Source organism: Hymenobacter jejuensis, from assembly GCF_006337165.1.
Lineage (GTDB): Bacteria > Bacteroidota > Bacteroidia > Cytophagales > Hymenobacteraceae > Hymenobacter > Hymenobacter jejuensis.
On record NZ_CP040896.1, the window covers coordinates 4607121 to 4627122 of the forward strand.

20 protein-coding genes are annotated in these 20002 nt (G+C 55.7%); 11 read left to right on the forward strand and 9 right to left on the reverse strand.

What is annotated here, in order from left to right:
* Positions 1-205 precede the first annotated feature (205 nt).
* The 4 genes from FHG12_RS18945 to FHG12_RS18960 all read left to right on the forward strand — a co-directional run bounded on the left by FHG12_RS18945 (position 206) and on the right by FHG12_RS18960 (position 4346).
* The gene (locus tag FHG12_RS18945) at positions 206-1384 is read left to right on the forward strand and encodes an AI-2E family transporter (RefSeq protein ID WP_230471192.1); all 1179 of its coding nucleotides are present in this window, start codon (positions 206-208) and stop codon (positions 1382-1384) included.
* A gap of 92 nt (positions 1385-1476) precedes the next feature.
* Complete coding sequence (locus FHG12_RS18950; protein WP_139517282.1) at positions 1477-1947, forward strand: PA2169 family four-helix-bundle protein; 471 nt, start codon at positions 1477-1479, stop codon at positions 1945-1947.
* A gap of 162 nt (positions 1948-2109) precedes the next feature.
* Positions 2110-3594 carry an exonuclease domain-containing protein gene (locus FHG12_RS18955; RefSeq protein WP_139517283.1) on the forward strand — a complete coding sequence of 495 codons (1485 nt, stop codon included), beginning with the start codon at positions 2110-2112 and terminating at the stop codon, positions 3592-3594.
* 326 nt (positions 3595-3920) lie between these two features.
* Positions 3921-4346, forward strand: coding sequence for an STAS/SEC14 domain-containing protein (locus tag FHG12_RS18960; RefSeq protein WP_139517284.1), 426 nt, complete (start codon positions 3921-3923; stop codon positions 4344-4346).
* 30 nt (positions 4347-4376) lie between these two features.
* Here the strand turns inward: FHG12_RS18960 and FHG12_RS18965 are convergent, their stop codons facing one another.
* Complete coding sequence (locus FHG12_RS18965; RefSeq protein ID WP_139517285.1) at positions 4377-5987, reverse strand: hypothetical protein; 1611 nt, start codon at positions 5985-5987, stop codon at positions 4377-4379.
* A gap of 153 nt (positions 5988-6140) precedes the next feature.
* Between FHG12_RS18965 and FHG12_RS18970 the strand changes: the two genes are divergently transcribed.
* Entirely contained in the window at positions 6141-7733 is a 1593-nt protein-coding gene (locus FHG12_RS18970; protein WP_139517286.1) for a hypothetical protein, read from the forward strand.
* Between the two features lie 78 nt (positions 7734-7811).
* Here FHG12_RS18970 and FHG12_RS18975 read toward each other — a convergent pair whose 3' ends face one another.
* A complete protein-coding gene (locus FHG12_RS18975) occupies positions 7812-8924 on the reverse strand; it encodes a DNA topoisomerase IB (RefSeq protein WP_139517287.1) in 1113 nt (370 codons plus the stop codon).
* A 436-nt stretch (positions 8925-9360) separates the two neighbouring features.
* Here FHG12_RS18975 and FHG12_RS18980 point away from each other — a divergent pair, with 436 nt between their 5' ends.
* Positions 9361-10170, forward strand: coding sequence for a M48 family metalloprotease (locus tag FHG12_RS18980; protein ID WP_139517288.1), 810 nt, complete (start codon positions 9361-9363; stop codon positions 10168-10170).
* A gap of 172 nt (positions 10171-10342) precedes the next feature.
* The gene (locus tag FHG12_RS18985; RefSeq protein WP_139517289.1) at positions 10343-11509 is read left to right on the forward strand and encodes an App1 family protein; all 1167 of its coding nucleotides are present in this window, start codon (positions 10343-10345) and stop codon (positions 11507-11509) included.
* A gap of 15 nt (positions 11510-11524) precedes the next feature.
* Here the strand turns inward: FHG12_RS18985 and FHG12_RS18990 are convergent, their stop codons facing one another.
* On the reverse strand, positions 11525-11962 hold the full coding sequence (locus FHG12_RS18990; RefSeq protein WP_139517290.1) for a YybH family protein: 438 nt from the start codon (positions 11960-11962) through the stop codon (positions 11525-11527).
* Between the two features lie 27 nt (positions 11963-11989).
* On the reverse strand, positions 11990-12754 hold the full coding sequence (mtgA, locus tag FHG12_RS18995) for a monofunctional biosynthetic peptidoglycan transglycosylase (protein WP_230471193.1): 765 nt from the start codon (positions 12752-12754) through the stop codon (positions 11990-11992).
* A gap of 115 nt (positions 12755-12869) precedes the next feature.
* On the opposite strand from mtgA, the gene FHG12_RS19000 reads away from it, so the two are divergent.
* Together FHG12_RS19000 and FHG12_RS19005 are read left to right on the forward strand one after the other, a co-directional pair.
* Positions 12870-13502, forward strand: a complete 633-nt coding sequence (locus tag FHG12_RS19000) for an LON peptidase substrate-binding domain-containing protein (protein ID WP_139517291.1) — start codon at positions 12870-12872, stop codon at positions 13500-13502.
* A 73-nt stretch (positions 13503-13575) separates the two neighbouring features.
* Positions 13576-14820, forward strand: coding sequence for a metallophosphoesterase (locus FHG12_RS19005; protein WP_139517292.1), 1245 nt, complete (start codon positions 13576-13578; stop codon positions 14818-14820).
* Here the strand turns inward: FHG12_RS19005 and FHG12_RS19010 are convergent.
* Both FHG12_RS19010 and FHG12_RS19015 read right to left on the reverse strand, forming a co-directional pair.
* Positions 14765-15709 carry a diacylglycerol/lipid kinase family protein gene (locus FHG12_RS19010; RefSeq protein WP_230471194.1) on the reverse strand — a complete coding sequence of 315 codons (945 nt, stop codon included), beginning with the start codon at positions 15707-15709 and terminating at the stop codon, positions 14765-14767. The genes FHG12_RS19005 and FHG12_RS19010 overlap by 56 nt on opposite strands.
* A 77-nt stretch (positions 15710-15786) precedes the next feature.
* Entirely contained in the window at positions 15787-16596 is an 810-nt protein-coding gene (locus FHG12_RS19015; protein ID WP_139517293.1) for a M48 family metallopeptidase, read from the reverse strand.
* 185 nt (positions 16597-16781) lie between these two features.
* Here FHG12_RS19015 and FHG12_RS19020 point away from each other — a divergent pair, with 185 nt between their 5' ends.
* The gene (locus tag FHG12_RS19020) at positions 16782-16976 is read left to right on the forward strand and encodes a hypothetical protein (RefSeq protein ID WP_139517294.1); all 195 of its coding nucleotides are present in this window, start codon (positions 16782-16784) and stop codon (positions 16974-16976) included.
* 85 nt (positions 16977-17061) lie between these two features.
* Here the strand turns inward: FHG12_RS19020 and FHG12_RS19025 are convergent, their stop codons facing one another.
* Entirely contained in the window at positions 17062-17883 is an 822-nt protein-coding gene (locus tag FHG12_RS19025; RefSeq protein ID WP_230471195.1) for a murein L,D-transpeptidase catalytic domain family protein, read from the reverse strand.
* A 138-nt stretch (positions 17884-18021) separates the two neighbouring features.
* Between FHG12_RS19025 and FHG12_RS19030 the strand changes: the two genes are divergently transcribed.
* A complete protein-coding gene (locus tag FHG12_RS19030; RefSeq protein WP_139517295.1) occupies positions 18022-18399 on the forward strand; it encodes a hypothetical protein in 378 nt (125 codons plus the stop codon).
* Positions 18400-18499: 100 nt separating this feature from the next.
* Here FHG12_RS19030 and FHG12_RS19035 read toward each other — a convergent pair whose 3' ends face one another.
* Together FHG12_RS19035 and FHG12_RS19040 are read right to left on the reverse strand one after the other, a co-directional pair.
* Positions 18500-18901, reverse strand: coding sequence for a hypothetical protein (locus FHG12_RS19035; protein ID WP_139517296.1), 402 nt, complete (start codon positions 18899-18901; stop codon positions 18500-18502).
* A 275-nt stretch (positions 18902-19176) separates the two neighbouring features.
* On the reverse strand, positions 19177-19650 hold the full coding sequence (locus tag FHG12_RS19040; RefSeq protein WP_139517297.1) for a DUF4199 domain-containing protein: 474 nt from the start codon (positions 19648-19650) through the stop codon (positions 19177-19179).
* Positions 19651-20002 lie beyond the last annotated feature (352 nt).

Here is a 20002-nt window from a genome sequence, read left to right on the forward strand (position 1 = left end):
GAAAATCGGCTTTTTCCCGGTACCGTCCGTAAAGCCCGACCAATAGGATTGTTGTAATCTGGGCGGGCGCGGGCACAACTAACCTGGTTGGCAAAACCGTATTAGTCTAACCCGCACGCCGCCCTCAGAGTTCATCTGCGATTCTTCAAATATAGCCAATATACGGCTATTTTCCTCTCACAAAACTTCCCAATTTTATTAGCTAATGTTACCCCCTCCCAACAATTTTAATCAGCCGCGGCATCCCAATCCAACGTCTGAGGTGCGTCAGCAACCGGTGATTTACTACACGTTCATGCTGATTGGCTTGTCGCTGCTCGTGTTCGTCCTAAATCGGCTCGACGATATTCTGCTGCCCATCGCGTTTGCTGGTTTGCTGTCGATCCTGCTGCTGCCCCTGTGTCGGTGGCTGGAAACGCGCAAAGTGCCTCGCATTCTGGCTATTATCTTGGTGTTGCTACTAGTGATTCTGACCATTGCTGGCATTATGTATGCCTTTGCTTCGCAGATTATTCAGTTTCAGAGCGAGCTGCCGAAGCTGCAAAGTCAGCTAAATCAGTACTTCAACCAAATCCAGCAGATTATCTACCAAAAGTTTGGTATTCAACCCATTAGCAAAGACGAGCTTACGGACTCTATTGTAAAGTCCATGAAGAAGTCGGCCGGCGGGGTACTGGGCACCACCTTCAACACGACTACGGCGGTGTTTAGCAACCTGACGCTGGTTATCATTTACATCTTCTGCTTGCTGCTCTACCGCGATCACCTGCGCCAGTTCATGTTCCGCTTCGTGGCGCCGGATAAGCGCACCACCGTGCTGACGACCATCGACAACATTCAGGTGGTGGTGCAGGCGTACATCACGGGACTTTTCACGGTAATCATCATAGTATCAGTGCTTAACGCCATTGGCTTGTTGGTACTGGGCGTGAAGTTTGCCATCTTCTTTGCCATTTTCGCTTCGGTGCTGGCCATCATTCCCTACATCGGCATCATGATCGGGGCGGCCGTGCCGGCTATCGTGACGCTGGTGGAAACGGGTTCGCCCCTGCGGGCGGCGGGCGTGGTGGGCGTGTTTTTGGTGGTGCAGTTTCTGGAAGGCAACTTCATTACGCCCATGATTACGGGCTCTAAAGTGAGCATCAACCCGATGGCCGCCATTATCGCTCTGATTCTGGGTGGCGAACTCTGGGGCACGCCGGGCATGATCCTGAGCATTCCGCTGATTGCCGTGCTGAAAGTGGTACTGGACGCCTCCAAAACGACGGAGCCGTGGGGCTTCCTGCTCGGCGACATTGCCGAAGGGGAAGACACCATTCCGGCGGACAAAAATGAGCCGGGCTTTTTCGGGCGGCTCTGGGGCCGGCTGCGGGGCCAGGCGTAACCCCATGTCAAGTAGAACAGTATAATAGCCAAGAGACTGCATCTGTGGTCTTTGCTAAACTGATCTATTCATCATACCAAACACCCAACACAATGGCTGCTATCACAGAAGACATCGCCCGCGCATATAATGACCTCGTTGAAATCAACAAAACCGGCGCTAAGGGCTACCAAGAAGCCGCAGAAGGCGTAAGCAATCCCCAGCTGAAATCGGAGCTGAGCCGCTTCAGCCAGCAGCGCGCCCAATTTGCCTCCGACCTGGAGCAACATGCTCAGCAATATGGCATTAGCCCACAGAACGAAAGCACTGTGGAAGGCGTAGTAGCCGATGCCGCTGCTGCCGTACACCGCGGCTGGATCAACATCAAATCGGCCATCACCGGCCAAGACGACTCGGCTATTCTGGGCGAGTGCGAAACCGGCGATAAAGTAGCCCTCGAAGCCTATGAAAAGGCCATGAGCACTGGGTTGCCAGCCGAAGCTAAAAACGTAATTCAGAAGCAGCACAGCGAAATCTTGGCGGCTAAGAACCAGATTACCACGCTGAAGGGTCAGACTCATTAATCGGTTTTTTCCTTTCGCTGAAAGGCGGCTTGCTTCGGCAGGCCGCCTTTTTTTGTGCGCTGGCGTTCGCTAGACTCCTCGGCGCTGGACAAAATCTTGTGCAACCATTCGGCCGGTTATCTTTGTTACCATTTTTATTAGCACTTATCAGCCGCTTCGCTTTTGTACGCTATCATCGACCTTGAGACCACCGGTGGGCAGCCAACCCAGGACCGCATCACCGAGATTGCCATTTTTATTCACGACGGCGAACAGGTCATCGACCAGTACGAAACCCTCCTGAATCCGGGGCGGCCTATTCCTTTCTTTATCAGCCAGTTGACCGGCATCAACGACGACATGGTGCGCGATGCGCCCAAGTTTCATGAGGTGGCCCGCAAGATTGTCGAGATGACCGAAGGCTGCGTGTTTGTGGCCCACAACGTGCGGTTTGATTACTCCTTCATGAAGAAGGAATTTGCCGATTTAGGCTACAATTACTCGCGCAAAACCCTGTGTACCGTGCGCCTGAGCCGCTCCCTGATTCCGGGTCAGCCGAGCTACAGCCTAGGCAAGTTGTGCCAGAATATTGGCATTCCGCTGAACAACCGGCACCGCGCCGCCGGCGACGCCGAAGCCACCGCCATCCTGTTTGATCGTCTGCTCAAAATCACGCAGCAAAGCGAATCCCTGACCCAGCCCGGCATCAGCCCAGCTGATACGCTGGCCGCCGTCGACGCGGTGGCACCCAGTGGCCGCCAGCCCAAAGCCGCCAAGCAGCCCAGCCCCAAGCGCGTTACGGCCGTGCAGGAAGCCATCAAGACGGCTTTGCTCCCGCCCAACATCACACCCGAAAAAGTAGCTTCGCTGCCCCAGGAAGCCGGCGTGTATTACTTCTACAACGAGGAAGGCGAAGTGATTTATGTGGGCAAAAGCATCAACATCTACAAACGCATTCAGCAGCACTTCGCCGTTGATTATAAGTCGCGCAAGTCGCTGGAATTCAAAAACTCGATTTCGGACATTACCTGGCATCTAACTGGCTCTGAGTTGGTTGCGTTGTTGTACGAATCCGACGAAATCAAGCGCCTCAAGCCACTCTACAACCGCGCTCAGCGCCGCTCGGTGTTTCCGGCGGGCATTTTTCTGCGCACCGACGAAAACGGCTACCTGCGCCTTTACTACGGTCGGGCCGACGACCACGCCGAGTCACATCCGTTGATTGCGCTGGGCAACCAGTTCAAAGCCAAGGGATTCCTGTTTCATAAAGTATCGAAGTTCGGGCTATGCCAGAAGCTCTGCGATCTGTACAAAACCCAGGGCTCCTGCTTTGATTATCAGGTACATCGCTGCAAAGGCGCCTGCGTGGGCCTGGAGCCGCCCGAAGAATACAACAAGCGCGTAGAAGAAGCCATCGAGTCGTTTACGTTTGAGCACGGCTCGTTTGTGGTCATCGGCAAAGGACGTCGCGAAGACGAAAAATCCATTGTGCTGGTCGAAAACGGCCGGTACTTGGGGTTTGGTTACGTCGACGGCGAGTTTTCGGCGCGGCGAATCGGTGATTTTAAAGATGCGATCACGCGCTACAACGACAACAAAGACGTCCAACAGATCATCCGTCAGTACCTGCGCACACCGCACAAAGACAAAGTGAAAATCTTTCGGTGATTCTTCTGGTCGGGCCAATTATGTCAGCTACAAAAAGCATCGTTTCGGCGATGCTTTTTTTGTGTTGGACGAAAAGTTTAGGCAGTCCTATCCGAACTACTTAGTTTCGGATACTCAATTATTTACGCCGCGATTTTATCCTATTTCACAAGTATTCAAGCAGTTACATTCGGTCTGTATTTTTTTGTGACAAAAAATCTCGTTTAAGCCCAAAAAAGCTATCCTTCTGCTTGCCCTGCCCGTTTAAAAGCCAATACTGCTCCCCCATCTACCCTCCTATTGCACGTGTCACCCCGATCCCTGTATGTAACCACCGTTACTGCCACATGGCTGACCTGCTATATCCTACCGACGAATCGCTGTATTTTCATAATGAACTAGCCAGCGTTATTGAGCATCCCGCCAAGTTTGTGCGTATTGAATGGCAAATTGTGCCCGTGCGCAGCTCCGAGTTTAGGATGGTGTACGAGCAAGTATTGGCGCTCCTCAAAAATAAAGGATATACCAAAGTCCTGACCGATCACCGGAGCATGCCGCCCATTCTGCCCGAGGACAAAGAATGGCTGGCGCGCTGCTGGGCGCCCCGCGCCGTGCACGAAGGCGGCTACAAACGCTGCGCGGTGGTCCAAACTCAGGATTCCGCCAACTATTTGTATACCAAGCATATAACCCATGCCATAAATCACCTGGCACTGGAGGTAGGCCAGTTCGAAGATCAACAGGCAGCCGTACGCTGGCTGTGCTGCGCTTAATTATTTCACAATTATTTGATTATCAAATAATTAGAACAAACGGTGGCGCAGCAGCCAGCCAGCAGCGTCGAATTCGTTGGCGCGGGGCTGATACGGCTCAATTTTGATGGCTTTGCTCAAGTTGAGAGTGTTGCCGTCGCCACTGTCGAATACGGTAACGGACGTCTCGATATCCGACGGAGTATCAAGCTTTTGACGAATGATGTCTTGCCCCGCGCCATCGTAAATGCCAATGGCAAAGCGCTTGTCGGGCAGGCCTTCCAGCTCAAAAATATCGTCGCCACCCAAGCCATACAACTTAATGGAGCGCGTCTGGCTCACGTCGAACACGCGCTGCCCCGAGAGGCTGTCGGCGTGCTGCATGTGCTGTTGGTACACGCGCACGCGCACCTTGCCCTCGCCGGCTGGCTCAATCACAAAGCGCTCGGGCTTGTCGGTGCCGGGCAACTCGATGTCGCGCGAAAGCAACTCATAGAACTTCGCCGCCACCATCGGCAGCTGATCACGGCGACTGCGCAGCTTTTCTTCAAACTCGGCACCGGATAATTTGTAAATGTTTGCGGGCCACACAGTTAGCGATTTCTTTATGACCGCATCCGAGAGCTGGTGCCGCATCGAGTCGGCCACCTGCCGAAAATCGTCGGCCGTCAGGTACACCAGCAGCGTTTTGTCCATGGGTTCGGCGGCCCTGTTGAGGCCCTCGACGTCGCTGAGGCGGATTTCCTTGTGAAAGCTCTGGTAATTGGACTTCACCCAACTGATGATCTTGGTCAGAAATCCGTCGTCGAACTTAAAGAACGCGTGGTCGCGGTCGCGCGGAATGGCGCGGTAGCGCGTGGTGCCGTCGGGTGTCAGGAAGCTGGCCCAACGCCATTGGTCTTCGCGCCGGCTCCAGTCGCCCAGCCACATATCGAACAACCGCGAACGCAGGTATTGGCGCGTATCTATTTCGTAATCAGGACGATACCTGATGTTGGTAAAAACCTTGCGCGAACTCTCCACTTTGGCAGAGTGACCGAAGCTACTGACCAGGCTTTGGTCGCCTTCGGGGCGCTCCTCCAGCAGGTACAGGGCATTGGCAAACGACTTGCGAAACTTCCCTAGCGCCGGATCATCGGCCACGTACACCAGCCGCGGATTGGTAGAATAAATGCCCGCCGCCTCGGCCAGCGGCGGCACAATGTAGGCTCCATACGGATGAATGACGCTGGTTTGGTCTTTCATGAGCTTTCCGATGGGGCCATTTTGCAGGCGCGGCGGCAAGGCTTTGGTCGCATCTTTATCGACGGAGCGCAGCACGTATTGCACCCCGTTGCGATCGACGAGGCGTAGGTTTTTGGTTTGGAAGCTGCCCCCTTCTTGGATGGGCGTCAGGCCACCGGGCACGGCGGTGCGCAGGTTGAGGACCGGCGCGCGTACGGGCTCGGCCCATATCTTTCGGTAATGACGGCCCCAAAAAAATTGGTGCACCGGCCCGCGCAGGTACTGCGGCCCGGCGGCCACCTGCACCGTCGAGTCGGGGGCGATGACGGGCGGAGCAGAACTGGAAGCCGCCGGCGCCGAACACGAATACAGCATCAGCGCGCCGCTGAGGCAGGAAACCAGTCGGCCTTGCGGCGTAAGAAGACAATAGAGAGGCACGTGATCGGGAGTAAGGCTTCGGGACCCAGTAACCAGAACAGTTACCCGGACTTATAGCGCAAACGGCCCGGCAGGGGTTGTGTTGGGCTAGCTGTCCACTTTTATTGTAAAGTTGCGTTGAAGGATGGACGTTGTGTTCTCAATTCCCACTTGATGCCCCACCGCTACCTCTCTTGCTCGTTGCTCTTATTGCTGGCGAGCGGCTGCGCACGAAAAGCGTTTTTTCAAACCGATGCCCGCCTTTCCGACGGCCCTGCCGCCCCTACCGACAGCGCGCGGGTGGTGGCAGGACGCCATTATTTGCATGGCAGGCTCTACAACGTGTTTATGGGTGCGCACTACCGCTCGGTGTGGGCTTCGCCCGTTGTAGTGCCTACTTTTAATCCGCAGACAGCCGTGGCGGGCGGTGTGGAAGCGGGCAAGATGGGCGGCGGCTTTCAGAGCACCAGCATGACGCTGGATGGCCACAACGGCCGCGCCTACGCCCTGCGTACCCTCGACAAAGACCCGTACAAAACGCTACCTAAGATTTTTCAGAAGACGTTCGTACTCAATGTGGTACGCGATGCGACTTCTGCGGCGAACCCTTACGCAGCGTTTGTGGTGCCGCCGCTGGCCGAGGCCGCCGGCGTGTTTCACACCAATCCGCGGCTTTATTATATAAGTCCGAAAGAAACAGCCTTGGGGCCACACTCCGAGCGCTTTCGGGGCAAGGTGGTGATGCTGGAAGAAAAGTACAACGGCCCTGCCAACCTCACCCCCGCGTTCGGTAAGGCCACCGACCTGAAGGACACGGAGGACATGCTGCGCAAGCGCTACACCGATCCTACGCATCAGGTTGACCAGCTGGCCTTTGCGCGCGCACGCTTGCTCGACATCTGGCTGGGCGACTGGGATCGGCACGAGGGACAATGGCAGTGGGCTGTGTACGAGCAGGCTGGAGGACGCACGCAGTACCGCCCCATCCCCAAAGACCGCGACCAAGTTTTTTACCGCTTCGACGACGGCCTGATTCCGTGGCTGGCGAGCCGCAAATGGGGCGTGCGCAAGTTTCGCACCTTCAAACCGGAGTATGAAGACATTGCCGGCTTGGTTCGCAATGCGCGCTTTATTGATGCGCGGGCCCTGAGCGAAGTCACCTCTCAGCAATTCCAGCAGCTTGCCACCGATTTGCAGCAGCGGCTCACCGACCACGTAATTGAGAAAGCTGTTCGCCGGATGCCACCGTCGGTGTATGCCCTGGAAGGTGCCCGCACGATAAAGGCGCTAAAAAAGCGGCGTAGCAACCTGCCCGGGGCCGCCCATACTTTTTATCGGCTGCTGGCCGAGTGCGTCACGGTGGTCGGTACCGATGCCAATGAACACTTTGTGGTGGAGCGCCTTAGCGACTCAACTACCCAAGTCAGCATGTACCGCATTCCCGATGAAAGTGAGAAAGCACCCGCCGACACGCTGCTCTATCGGCGCCTGTTTCGCACCAACGAAACCAAGCGTCTCGTTCTGCACGGCCTCGACGGAAAAGATGTGTTTGAGGTGCGCGGCAACGTAAAGCGCGGCATCCGCACCGACATCTACGGCGGCCCCAACGAGGACACAGTGCTGGACACCTCTCACGTACGCGGCTGGAGCAAAAAGACGCGCTACTACGACACCAACCGCGGCAACGAACTCACCAAAGGCTCTGAAACCAAGGACAAAACCGAAAAAGGCGTGCTCATGCACGCTTACGACCGCGAAGGCTACTAGCAAACTAAAGCAATTGCCTTATTAGCAACTCATTGTCTATAAACGAGTTACCAATAAGGCAATTGCTTTAGTTTGTGCTTAAGCTATCTCGCTCAGCATTTCCAGCACCATGTGCTCGGTGGGTGTGAGCAGGTCGTTTTCTTCCGGATTGACGTCGTGTTTGCGCAGGTAGTCAATCAGCTTATCGGAGTTGAAAAGTTCCACCACCTGCGGGTGAATGTAGTATTTGCTGCACACGGTGGGCGTGTTGCCCAAGCCGGCAGCCACGTTTTTCACGGCGCGCTTCAGCACTTTGTCTTTGGGCAGGTCGGGTTCTTCGTGCAGCACACTTTCGAGGCATTCCACCATTTTCACGGTGCCGCCCCACGTCCGGAAGTCCTTGGCCGACAGATTGATACTCGTTACCTCTTGCAGATACGCATTTACGTCGCCCGACTCCAGTTCCTGGCGGTGGCCATCGGCAGAGTAGTACTGAAACAGATGCTGTCCCGGAATCTCTTTGCACTTCTGCACCATGCGGGCTAGGCGGCGATCGTGCAGCGTTACGTCGTGCGGGACGCCTTTTTTGCCCACAAACGAAAACCGAACCTCGTCGCCTTCTACTTGCACGTGGCGATCGCGCAGGGTGGTCAGGCCGTAGCTCTTGTTTTTCTTAGCGTATTCCTTGTTTCCCACCCGAATAAACGACTGGTCCATGAGGGTGAGCACGATGGCAATCACTTTTTCGCGGTCGAGCTTGGGGCGCTTCAAGTCTTGCTGAATGCGCTGCCGCAGGGCGGGCAACTTCTCGCCGAACGCCTGCAAACGGCTAAACTTCGTCAGGCTGCGCGCCTGGTCCCAGGCCGTGTGGTAGATGTACTGCTTGCGGCCCTTGGCATCGCGGCCGGTCACTTGCAGGTGCGAATTGGCGGAGGGCGAAATCCAGACGTCGGTCCAGGCCGGCGGAATCACAAAGCTGCTGATGCGGCTTAAGGTTTTTTCATCCGTGATCGCTTCCCCTTTGGCATTCAGATAGTTGAAGGTGCCATCGGGGCCGGCTACGCGGGTCAGGCCGGGCTTAGCATCGGTGAGGTAACGTAGGCCGGCGAGTTCGGCTTGACGGGCCGGATCTTTGTAGAGAACGTGCGCTTCGTCGTCGGGGACTAGGTTCTTTTTTTTGACTTTGGGGCGTGGGTGGGTTGTAGCGGGCATCGTAACAGGATAAGCCTGCTGACCAACATAGCCAGCGGGATTTTCTCTACGCAGAACCCGGCAGAAAGTAACGCACTCGCCAACCTAGGCCGCAAGCGCAATTCACGCCTTTTCATAATATATTGATTATCAATATATTATATAAATCAATTCAAGAACCACAGAATAACAAGCTACTTCCGGCGTTTTCGTTGTACCAGTGTCTCCTTTCCGACCGGGCACCGGCAGTATTAAGCCGCTCGAACACCCCAAAAATTAGAATAATTAAAAACGTCAAAAATATTATGCGCTGATTTTTTGGCCTCTACGAAAGATTAAAGCAAATCAATAACACTTCTGGTGGCCTTTCCGTATGCGGTTCCGGTGGTTTTGGCACCGTTTTCTCTCTTGCACTTTTCAGCCCGCCCTTTCTTATATACCAATTGCATCCTTACTCATGATCCGCTTCCTTTCCAAACCCTGGCTTCTGTTATCTCTGGCTGCTTCTCTTGCTACCTCGGCCTGTTCGGGCAGTGGCGATGGCGTGGTGCTCTTCTCCGTCGACGACGACAAAGCCCTCGGCACCAAGGTGGCGGCCAAAACCGATTCCACGTATCAGGCCAGCGGCCAGTTGCTTCAGCGCAGCGCCAATCCCCAGGTGTACCAGTTGCTCGACGGGGTGGTAAACCGGGTTCTAAATTCGGGTCAGCTTACCTATCGCAATGAGTTTCCGTGGGATGTCAAAATCATCAAAGACGACAACATCCAAAACGCGTTTGCCACGCCCGGCGGCCACATTTACGTATTCACGGGGCTGATCAAATACCTCGACAACGAATCGCAGCTGGCGGGGGTATTGGGTCATGAAATTGCCCACGCCGACCGCCGCCATACGTCCAAGCAGCTTCAGCAGCAATACGGTATCTCGTTGCTGCTGAGCCTAGTACTAGGTGAAAACCCCAACCAACTGGTTACCATCGCCAGCGAATTGGGCCAGTTGAAGTTTAGCCGCGACTTCGAGCGCGAAGCCGATTTGTATTCGGTGAAATACCTCAACGGCACCGGCTATTACGCCTGCAACGGCACGGCGGGCTTTTTTGAGAAAGCGCAGAAGGAAGGCCAGACGGGCGGTACGCCCGAGTTCCTCAGCACCCACCCCGATCCGGGTTCGCGCGTGGAGGCCATTAATACCGAAGCCCAAACCGAAGGCTGCACCGGCCGCACCGTCGACAACACCAATTTCGACAAGCTGAAATCGCTGCTGTAAATCAATAGCCTACCGTTTGAAAGGGCCTGTAACCAAAGTTGCAGGCTCTTTTTGCATAAATAGACGAGCTTAGCCCGGACTTAGTAGCATCGGCCTCTTAAGGCGACTCCACAACATCGGGGGCCGCTCCGTGCGTATGGATTTCCATAGCTTTGGCCTTTATCCTGCCTGTATGCCTTCCTTTCTTGATAAATTCAGCGACTGGGCCGAGCGAGCCGACAACCTCATTCTGCGTACCCGCACGCGCCTGGGCATGCTTGACCCGCTGCAAATTGTGCCGTATCGCAGCTACGGTACGCCCACACGGCTTTATGTTAAAGGCCGTTTGCTGACCGACAAAGGCATCGGCGAGCCCGACGCGTCCGACTCGCGCTGGCATAACCTGCTGAACATGTACCGGCGCTTCGAAAGCAACGAAATCAGCGGAGCGCAGCTCATTATCAGGCCCGCCGACGGCACCGAGCACGCTGTAGTCACCGACGAAGAAGGCTACTTTACACTTAACATCGAACCCCAGGCGCTGCCCGAACCCATCGATTTTATGTGGTATCCGGTGGATGTGCTGTTGCAGTCGGTGCCAGCTCCCATCCCGATGGCGGCGGGCCTGCGTACGCAGGCGCCAGTGCTTATCCCGCCGGCCGATGCGGAATACGGCATCATCAGCGACCTCGATGACACGGTTATCCAGACTTCGGCCACCGACATGCTGCGCATGGCCCGCACGGTGCTGCTGCGCAATGCCCGCTCGCGGCTGCCTTTCAAAGGAGTAGCGGAGTTTTATCGGGCCTTGCAGCTGGGCCGCAACGGCAAGCGCAACAACCCGTTTTTCTATGTGAGCAGCAGTCCCTGGAACCTCTACGACCTGCTGGAAGACTTTCTGACCCTAAACCAGATTCCGCCGGGCCCGTTGTTGCTGCGCGACATGGCGTTGGTGCGCCAGAAAGCCGGCGATGCGTCGGAGCATCATGGCCACAAGCTCAAAGAGATTGATAACCTGCTGCTTACCTATCCCAAGCTTCCTTTTGTGCTTATTGGTGATAGCGGACAGGAAGACGCTAATATCTACCGTGAAGTAGTGCGGCGCCACCCCGGCCGCATTCTGGCCATCTACATTCGCGACGTGCTCCGGCCCGACCGCGCCACGTTGGTGGAAAGCGTGTCGGAGGAGCTGCGGGCCGACAAAGTAGAAATGCTGCTCGTGCAGGACACGGTGCAGGCCGCCGAGCACGCCGCCCGCGCGGGGCTCATCTTCACCGAAGCCATTCCGGCCGTGGAGCAGGAAAAGCACAAAGACGAAACCACTCCCGACGACCCCGGCGAGGTACAAAAAGAAGGTTAAACGCTGTACAGAAAGCTAGCTTGAATGGTCGGCGACAATCACCCACTGCCCGTTCAGCCTACGAAAAACCAGCAGAAAATGGCCTTCCAAATCGCCGGCCTTGGGGCGCGTTAGGTGCCACTTGCCCACTAAGTGCGCGGCCTCGTCGCCGAGGGGCGTAATGCGCAGGTTGGAGAACACCAGCTGGCCCATAGCGGCAGCGTCGGGATAATTGCGCTTGTAGTTATCGAGGGTGGGCTGCCAGCCGTAGGTAAGCCCGCGCTTGCCAATGAACACCAACGAATCGGATTGCCAATAGCCTTGCATAAAGCCCGCCACGTCGCCGCGGTTCCAGGCGGCGGTTTGCGTAGTGAGCACTTGGGTAATGTCGCGGCGCAGCGAGGTGGCAGCAGGCACCTGCGAGCAGGCGCTTAGCAGCACGCCACAAATGAGAACCCAAAATATCTTTCTCATAATCATTTGATTATCAATTATTTATACTTAATTCTCCAGAATCTCTTTCACGTAAGTTGTGCCCCCTAGGCGGCGCATGTTGCGCAGGACGCGTTGCTGCTTGGCACGCGCCACAGGGCCGGGGTTGCTGGCCCGAAACCGCAGCGGATTGGGTAGCACGCCGGCCAGCAAGGCCGCTTCCGGCGGTGTGAGCCGATTGGCCGATTTGTGAAAGTAACGCTGCGAAGCGGCTTCGGCCCCAAACGTGCAATCGCCCATTTCGGCTACGTTCATGTACATCTCCATGATGCGGCGCTTGTTCCAGAGCAGCTCAATGAGCACCGTGAAGTAGGCTTCCAAGCCTTTGCGCACGTAGCTGCGGCCGTGCCAGAGAAACACGTTTTTGGCAACCTGCTGCGAAATGGTGCTGCCCCCCACGACCTTATCGTCGCTCTTCATGTTGCGCTTGGCAGCTTTCACCAGGGCATCGAAATCGAAGCCGTGGTGCAGCAGAAAGCGCTGGTCTTCGGCCGCGATCAGGGCCAGCGGCAGTTGCGGCGTCACTTCCCCAATGGTTTTGAAATCGTAGCGAATCCGGCGGCCGTCCTGCACGATGCCGTAGTAGCCTTTGCCCACGGGCGGGTGCGCCCGGCGTTCCAGCATAATCCAGGTGGCAGGGGGTGCTACCCACCGATACACGAGCACCCACGCCAGCGAAGTCAGAAATAACGCGGCTATCACTTGCAGTCCGATGCGCCACGTCCGCTGCCATAGTTGTTTGTAATTCGCCACGCGTAAAAAAGCCTTCTTCAAGCGGAATAGGTAAGAAAGGGAAGCCGCAAAAGTAGCGGATTCGTTGCCTTCCCAAGCCATCTGCGGCGGAGGCTTGTTATATTACCAAGCCTACTAGCCCCAACCCCGACGTCTTATGCGCCTTCTTCCGCTCTTCCCGCTCAACATTGTGGTGTACCCCGGCGAGAAACTCAATCTGCACATCTTCGAGCCCCGTTACCGGCAGCTAGTGCACGACTGCCTCGAAACGGACATGACTTTTGGCATCCCACCTTATATCCAGGACAGCGTGAGCCTACTGGGCACCGAAGTGCGTTTGGTGGGCGTTGAGAAGGTGTATGACAACGGCGAAATGGACATTCGGACGCGCGGGCTGCGCGTGTTTCGGGTGCAGGAGTTTTTCCGGCAGGCGCCGGGTAAGCTTTACGCCGCGGGTCAGGTGGAAGACATTGTAGACGATTCGGAGGAAGATGCGGTGCTGAAAACCCATATTACCGAGCAGGTGCGCAAGCTCTACGACATTCTGGGGCTGCGCAAGCTGTTTCTGGACCTGCCGCCCGACTACAAAATCTACGACATTGCCCATCACCTAGGCTTCAATATCGATCAGGAATACCAACTGCTGGAAGCCACCAGCGAACACGAGCGCCAGGAAATCGTGCGCGAGCACCTCGACCACATTCTGCCGGTGCTGCTCGAAACCGAGCGCCTCAAGGACCGGGTGCGCCTCAACGGACACTTTAAAAACCTGACGCCCCCTAATTTTTAGCCGAGGCCAAGTAGGCTTGAGCGTTTTGTGGCCTTTTCTCGTACCTAAAGCCTGACCTTCAAGCTCCAAAGCCTTGCCTACGTATCTACCTCACTTACTGATAGTTGCTTTTTTGTTGCTGTGTGGCTGGTTTGCCTACCGCTACCGACGCGAACGCAACTTTCGTCGTAAACCCTACGTGGCGCCAACTGCCCGCGCCTGGGCCAGCCACCAGCCCGATCCGGCGGCTGCGGTTCGGCATCGGGTGGCCTTGGTTGGCGACTTGGGCGCCGTAGCCACCGACGGCCACGACCCGGTGCTGAACCTGCTGCAAGGCTGGCTCCAGGAAGCCGGCCCGGCCAGCACAGTAGTGGTGCTCGGCGACAACGTGTACCCAACCGGCCTGCCCGCCGTAGGGCACCACGGGCGCAGCAACGCCGAGTTTCGCCTTGACATTCAGCTGGATACCTTACGCAGCTACGACGGGCGGGTAATCTTTTTGAGCGGCAACCACGATTGGAACAAGGGCCGCCGCGACGGCTACGAATACTTGCTGCGTCAGGAAGAATACGTGCTGACCCACCTGCCGGGCGCCTACTACTTGCCGCCCAACGGCTGCCCCGGCCCGGTTACGATGCAACTCGCCGAAAACGTACTTTTGGTAGTGCTCAATACGCAGTGGTGGGTGCAGCACGGGCCTCGCCCACTGGGCAAGGAAAACGGTTGCACCGCCACCGACAGCCGCATGCCTTTCGTGCAGCTTCAGGAAATTCTGGAGCAGAACCGCCACCAGCAGGTGTTAATTGCCGGCCATCATCCGCTGTACTCTAACGCCATGCACGGAGGCCAGTTTACCACCAAACAGCACGTTTTTCCGCTTACTCAGATGCACAAGCAGGCCTATGTGCCACTGCCGGGCCTGGGCTCGCTGTTTCCCATATACCGCAAACTTGTGGGGGCCGAGGAAGATATGGCCCACCCCCGCTACCGCACTATGCGCAAGCGTTTGCTACGGGTGCTGCGGCAGTTTCCGAACCTGATTTACGCCGCCGGCCACGATCATAACCTCCAGTATTTCAACTACAAAGGTGGCCACTACTTAGTCAGCGGATCAGGCAGCAAAACGGCCTTCGTGGGCAAAGGCGGCAAAGCCACCTTTACGCACGAGCACAAGGGTTTTTTTGTGATCGAGTACTACGAAAACGGCGATGTGTGGCTGCGGACCCTGGAGCCCGGCAACACCGATGGCACCGAGCGGGCACCAGAAGCATTTCGCCAACTACTTAGTAATCAACTTGTTCCGAAGCAGGCCCCAACACCTGCAAGCTCCGCGAGCTGATTTCTACCGTTACAGGGGAAGCCACCGTCAGCGGTTCGCCATCTACCTGCACCAACACTTGCTGCTGGCCGGGCACCGAAATACTGGCCCGCTGGCAGCGCAACCGACGCGTATAGGCCGAAGAATCGAAGTTTTCGGTGTAGAGCTGGTAGAGAATGCCCAAGGCCGCGGTGCCCGGAAAAGGCTCAATCAAACAGATTTCAAACCAGCCGTCGTCCAGCTTGCCTTCGGGGTTGATGATGACGTTGCTGCCGAAGGTATTGCCGTTGGCAATGGTCACCATAAACGCCGGACCCTCAAAGGTTTCCTGATCGGTTTCGATGCGATACACGGCGGGCTCGTATGACAAAAACTCCTGCATGGCAATGCGCACGTAGGCGCCGGGCCCGCGCGTGTCGCCGTGGCTAAAGCGCTCGACCACTAATGCGTTGAAGCCCAAATCGGCTAAGTGTACCGAGAAGTGCCCGCTGACGCTCAACGTATCAATGGCCCGCTCGCGGTGGCTCCAGACGAGTTCCAGGGCCTGCACCACATCCTGCGTAATGCCCAAATCTTTCGACAGGCCGTTGCCGGAGCCCAACGGAATAATCCCCATGGGCACAGCTACTTGCCGCGCCACCTGCGCTACCAAATTGGCCGTACCGTCGCCGCCGGCCGCAAACACGGCTTGGTAATTTCCTTCCTGTAGCGTGCGCTCAAGCTGAGTCACGTCTTGCTCGCCGGTGGTGTGAAAGAACCGCGCGTGGCGCCCGTGCTCCGCGCAAATGCCGGCGATGGTGTGTTCTAGCTCCGACTTATCGATGTCGCCCGAAACAGGATTCAGAACAAACAGTACTTCAGGATTTTGGGTGGACATAGCGAAGGAATGCGCGGCTGGGAAAACGGTCATTAGTACGTGCAAATAAACAAAATGGCCGAGCTCTGTCGAGCTCGGCCATTTTGGCGATAGGGATCCCAATGAATCCTTTAAGGTTTCAACCCAGCGGGCACGCCCCCCGGAAACTCGGCAGTGATTTCTTCCTGCAAGTGCCCGATACGGTTGCCCGGATTCGGGTGCGTACTCAAAAACTCCGGCGGATTGCTGCCCTTGCTTTCCTGATCAAGGATGTTCATTACCTGAATCATCGAGCGCGGGTCGAAGCCGGCTTTGGGTGTAAAATCTACGGCGAGCTTATCGGCTTCCAGCTCATCTTCGCGGCCGAAGCGCAGCGTCACAAGCTTGCCGATCATCAGGGCCGCCGCCGAGCCTACTGCCGAGCGCGGGTTGTTGGGGTCATAAGCGGCGATAGCGGCGGCACCGCTCAGGCCTTGCGTCAGCTGCGATTTGGCGATCTGCTCGGCCGAGTGCCGGGCTACTACGTGCCCGATTTCGTGGGCCAGCACGCCGGCTACTTGGCCTTCCGTCTTCAGGTTTTTCAGCAGGCCAGCCGTGATGAATACCTGCCCGCCCGGCAACGCAAAGGCATTGATGGTGTTTTCGTCGGCCAACAGGTGAAATTGAAACTTGTAAGGCGTCTGGGAAGCTTTGGTGCTGCGCACAATCTGCTGCCCGATACGCTCGACGGCGGCTCCTGCTTGCTTGTCGGGGTGAATGCCGCCGTATTGTTGGGCCATTTCGGGGGCGGCTTGCAGTCCCAGCGCAATTTCCTGCTGGGCCGTCATGTCGACGTGCTGCACTTCACCGGTCACATCGTTTACCGAGCGCTTACAGTAGTACGTCAGGAAGGTAAACAGTGCCATCAGGCCGCCAATGATAAAACGAAGGTTTCCTCTCATGAGTCGTCAGGTGTGGAAAGGGAGTTGAAAAAGGTAAGAGTAGGGGGTATTGGCTTGTAACGCGGCCTTGTGCGCAGGGTTGCCCCGCCGAAGGCAGCCAAAATTCTGTAACTACCGTATCAGGCTCAACAGGCCTTGGGGCCCCTCTCCTTTTTCTTTTCTCCACTACTCACAACCCTTTGTATATGAACCAGAAACGCACCTTCGGAGCTATTCTGACCATCTTGGGCATCATCGGCATCATTTACGGCGCACTCGGCTTTATGCACGTGGCCGGCGTCAAGCTCAGCACTGTAAATGCCATTGTACCCTTCGCGGTCGGCCTTATTTTCTTCTTCGCCGGCATCAATTTGGTGAAAGCCACCGGCGACAGAGCCTAAGTTCACAATCAGTTGATTACAAGATACTTACAAACAAAAAAGCCTCGGCGGTTGCCGAGGCTTTTTTGTTTGTAAGTACGGTCGGCTAGCCGTGCGAATCAATTCCCTGGCTGCGGGCAAAGGCCAGCAGAGCGGGGTCCAGTTGGAGCCAATTCGATTGGTACGCCACGCCCCGCGGCGCATGTGCATACACTACCGAGCCGCCATAAATAGCGCGGATGATGTCGGAACTTTCGTTGGAAGGCAAAGCCGGGCAGCCCTGGCTGCGGCCCAAACGGCCGTGCTCGCGCACAAAATCTTCGCTTACGTAATCGGCGCCGTGCACCACCACGGCGCGGGTAGCGGCGTTGGTGTTATAGCCGGGATCTACGCCTTTTAGCTTCAGCGACAAGCCGTGCTTGCCCGTGTAGGTGTGGCCCGTGACATAAAAGCCTAGGCTGCTCATTTCGGAGCCTTCGCGGTTGGAAAAAGCAGTGGCAAACTCTTCGCCGGTATTTTTGCCGTGGGCAACCAAGCTGTGAAACAACAGCCGCTGCTCACGCAAATCAATCACCCACAGCCGCTTTAGGCGGCTAGAGCGGTTGAAGTCGATGATGGTAAGCACATGCTGCGAGGGCGATATTACGCCGCGCTGCTGCAAGTTGTAAAACCCCACCAAAGCTTCGCGGTACACATCGGGAGCCAAATCAGCGGTTACCAATTTCGATTGCGCGTAGCTGCGCATGACGTGCTGCTCAAACGAAGCCAGGTATAACGTGCGGCGCGCTTCGTTCTCGATGCGGACCGCGGCAGCACCCGAGCCTGAGGAGGAAGCCGGACGGTTGGCAGCCGGCGAAGTCGCGGCCGGTAATAGTATGGAAGACAGCGAAATAAAAGCGCTGGCAAAGGCTGTTCGAAAGGAATTCATGGGTTGGGGCAGTCGCAACAGGTTGTTTTAAGTAGTGGCAGCTCCGGGCAAGCAAAACGAAAATAGTACTTTCGTGTCATTATAACGGTCCTCCTAACCGTCATAGTATCCGCGTCAGTTCCTATTCCTCAATTTGTTATGTTGTTTCGCCGATTGTTGCTAGTCCTCCCCGCCTTGGTGTTTGCCGGCTGTGGTCACTCGCTTTCCGAGCTGCCCGGCTTCGACGCGGCCGCGTGGCGCAGCGATCGTTTTGCCTGCCAAAACAAGCGCGCTGCGCTGCTGCCCGCCCTCGAAAAATCGCGTGACCAGCTTTACGATAGCCGTACCAGCGACATCGACGGCATCTTGGGCCACCCCGACGAGGAGGAGCTAGCCGACCAGAACCAGCGCGTGTATACCTATTACGTAGAACCTGGCCCCCAATGCGAGCCGGCTCATCTCCACTCGTCTGCCCGCAAATTCACGTTGCGCTTTAGCGCTACCGGCACCGTGATCGAAGTGCAGTACCTGCGCTGAGGCGGGTATCTAATTTTAGCTAGCCTTATATGCAAAAAGGCGGCTCCGAGGTTTGGAGCCGCCTTTTTGCATATAAGGCTAGTAAAGCTTTCGGTGCGAATTAGCCGACGCCATTTTCGCCGGAGTCAGACTTGGGCTGCTCATCCTGTGGCTGCTCGTTGCGGAGCAAGCTCAGCTGAGTAGGCGTCAGGATGCGGCTGCATTCGCTTTCGTATTGCGCTTCTAGCTCAGCCATTTTGGCTTGGCGCAGTGAGCTGTTATCGCGGTACTGCCACTGGATCTCGTCGGCCTGGGCAAGCTTGATGCGGTTGATGTTGCGGAGCTTAATATATTGACCCTCATTGAGTTGCAATTTACCACTCATATCGCGGGTAAGGGAAGTCACCCGATTTTCGGCGGGCTCGCCGGTGCCGGGCAGTTCGGCGTGGCGGTCACTTCTTTGGGCAGCAGCGGAACCAGCAACTCCCAGAAAGAACAGGCAGGTTACTAAAGCAGATTTCATAAAAACGGTGGTAGAAAGGTTGGCGGGGTAGAACTACGGTACTCTTACGGAAGAGCTTAACAAAAGATCTTAAACTTAGATTATTTATTAATTTCCTTTTTGATAGTCCAAATATATATTGGATTAATGTAATACCAAATTTTTTATGAGAATTTTTATCAAACCAGATATTTCCTGAACTCAGCCTTGGAGTTTACAGTTAGCGTGAGCGACCTCAAAAGGCATAAAAAAAGCCGATTCCAGATTGGAATCGGCTTTTTCAGGAAGAGGGCAGGTTACTCAACCCCTTCCATAGGTTTGTGATCAGGGCTCTTGAAATATTGCATAGCCACCAGCGAAATGATCATCCCGCCCATGCTGCCCATCAGGATAATTGCCAGAAAAGCAATCACTACCGACAGGTCGGATCCGAACAGATCGCGGGCTCGTGTGAGTTGCTGCAAGATGTCGGGCTTGATGACGCTAAGAATAATGAAGAAGAAGCCCAGCGCAATCGACGCTACCATCGCCGTAATAATACCCGTGCCAAAGCCCTGCAGGTACGGCAACCGGTCGTCTTTGGCCCGTTTCAAATTCATGATGGCCAGGATCACCCCGACGGCCAGAATAACGAGATCGAGGGCTCCGGCGCTCATATTCCTGAAAAAGTCGGCCAGCACGGCAATGAGCGTGTACACAATCAGGACTGCTGCTGTCAGGAGGCCGTAGCGGAAACCATTGTTTTCGGCAGTAATGCGAGCGTCAGCCATATAGGTCAGAAAAAAGGGGTTAGGAAGAGGATCAGAATGAAAACTTAGGAACTGCAGGCCAGCCGTCCGATGTTATACGACTCGCAGGCTGCGCGCAGTTCAATGCTGATTTCCTATACTCTTTTCAGCAAATGGATGTTGTGCAGCTACTTATTTTTTTTGTTTTCGATAATCCCGATTCAATTTACCGGCTTGGCAATGCGCTGAAAATGAGTCTGAAATTTTCATTTGGGTTTGTATCAGCTATTTAATTGCGCAAGAGTATTTAACGTGCCCCGAGGCATTTTGCGTAATTTCGCGCGCCGTTTCTCAGGCCCGCTTTCCGTTTAATTTTCGTTTCTCCGCTTTATCA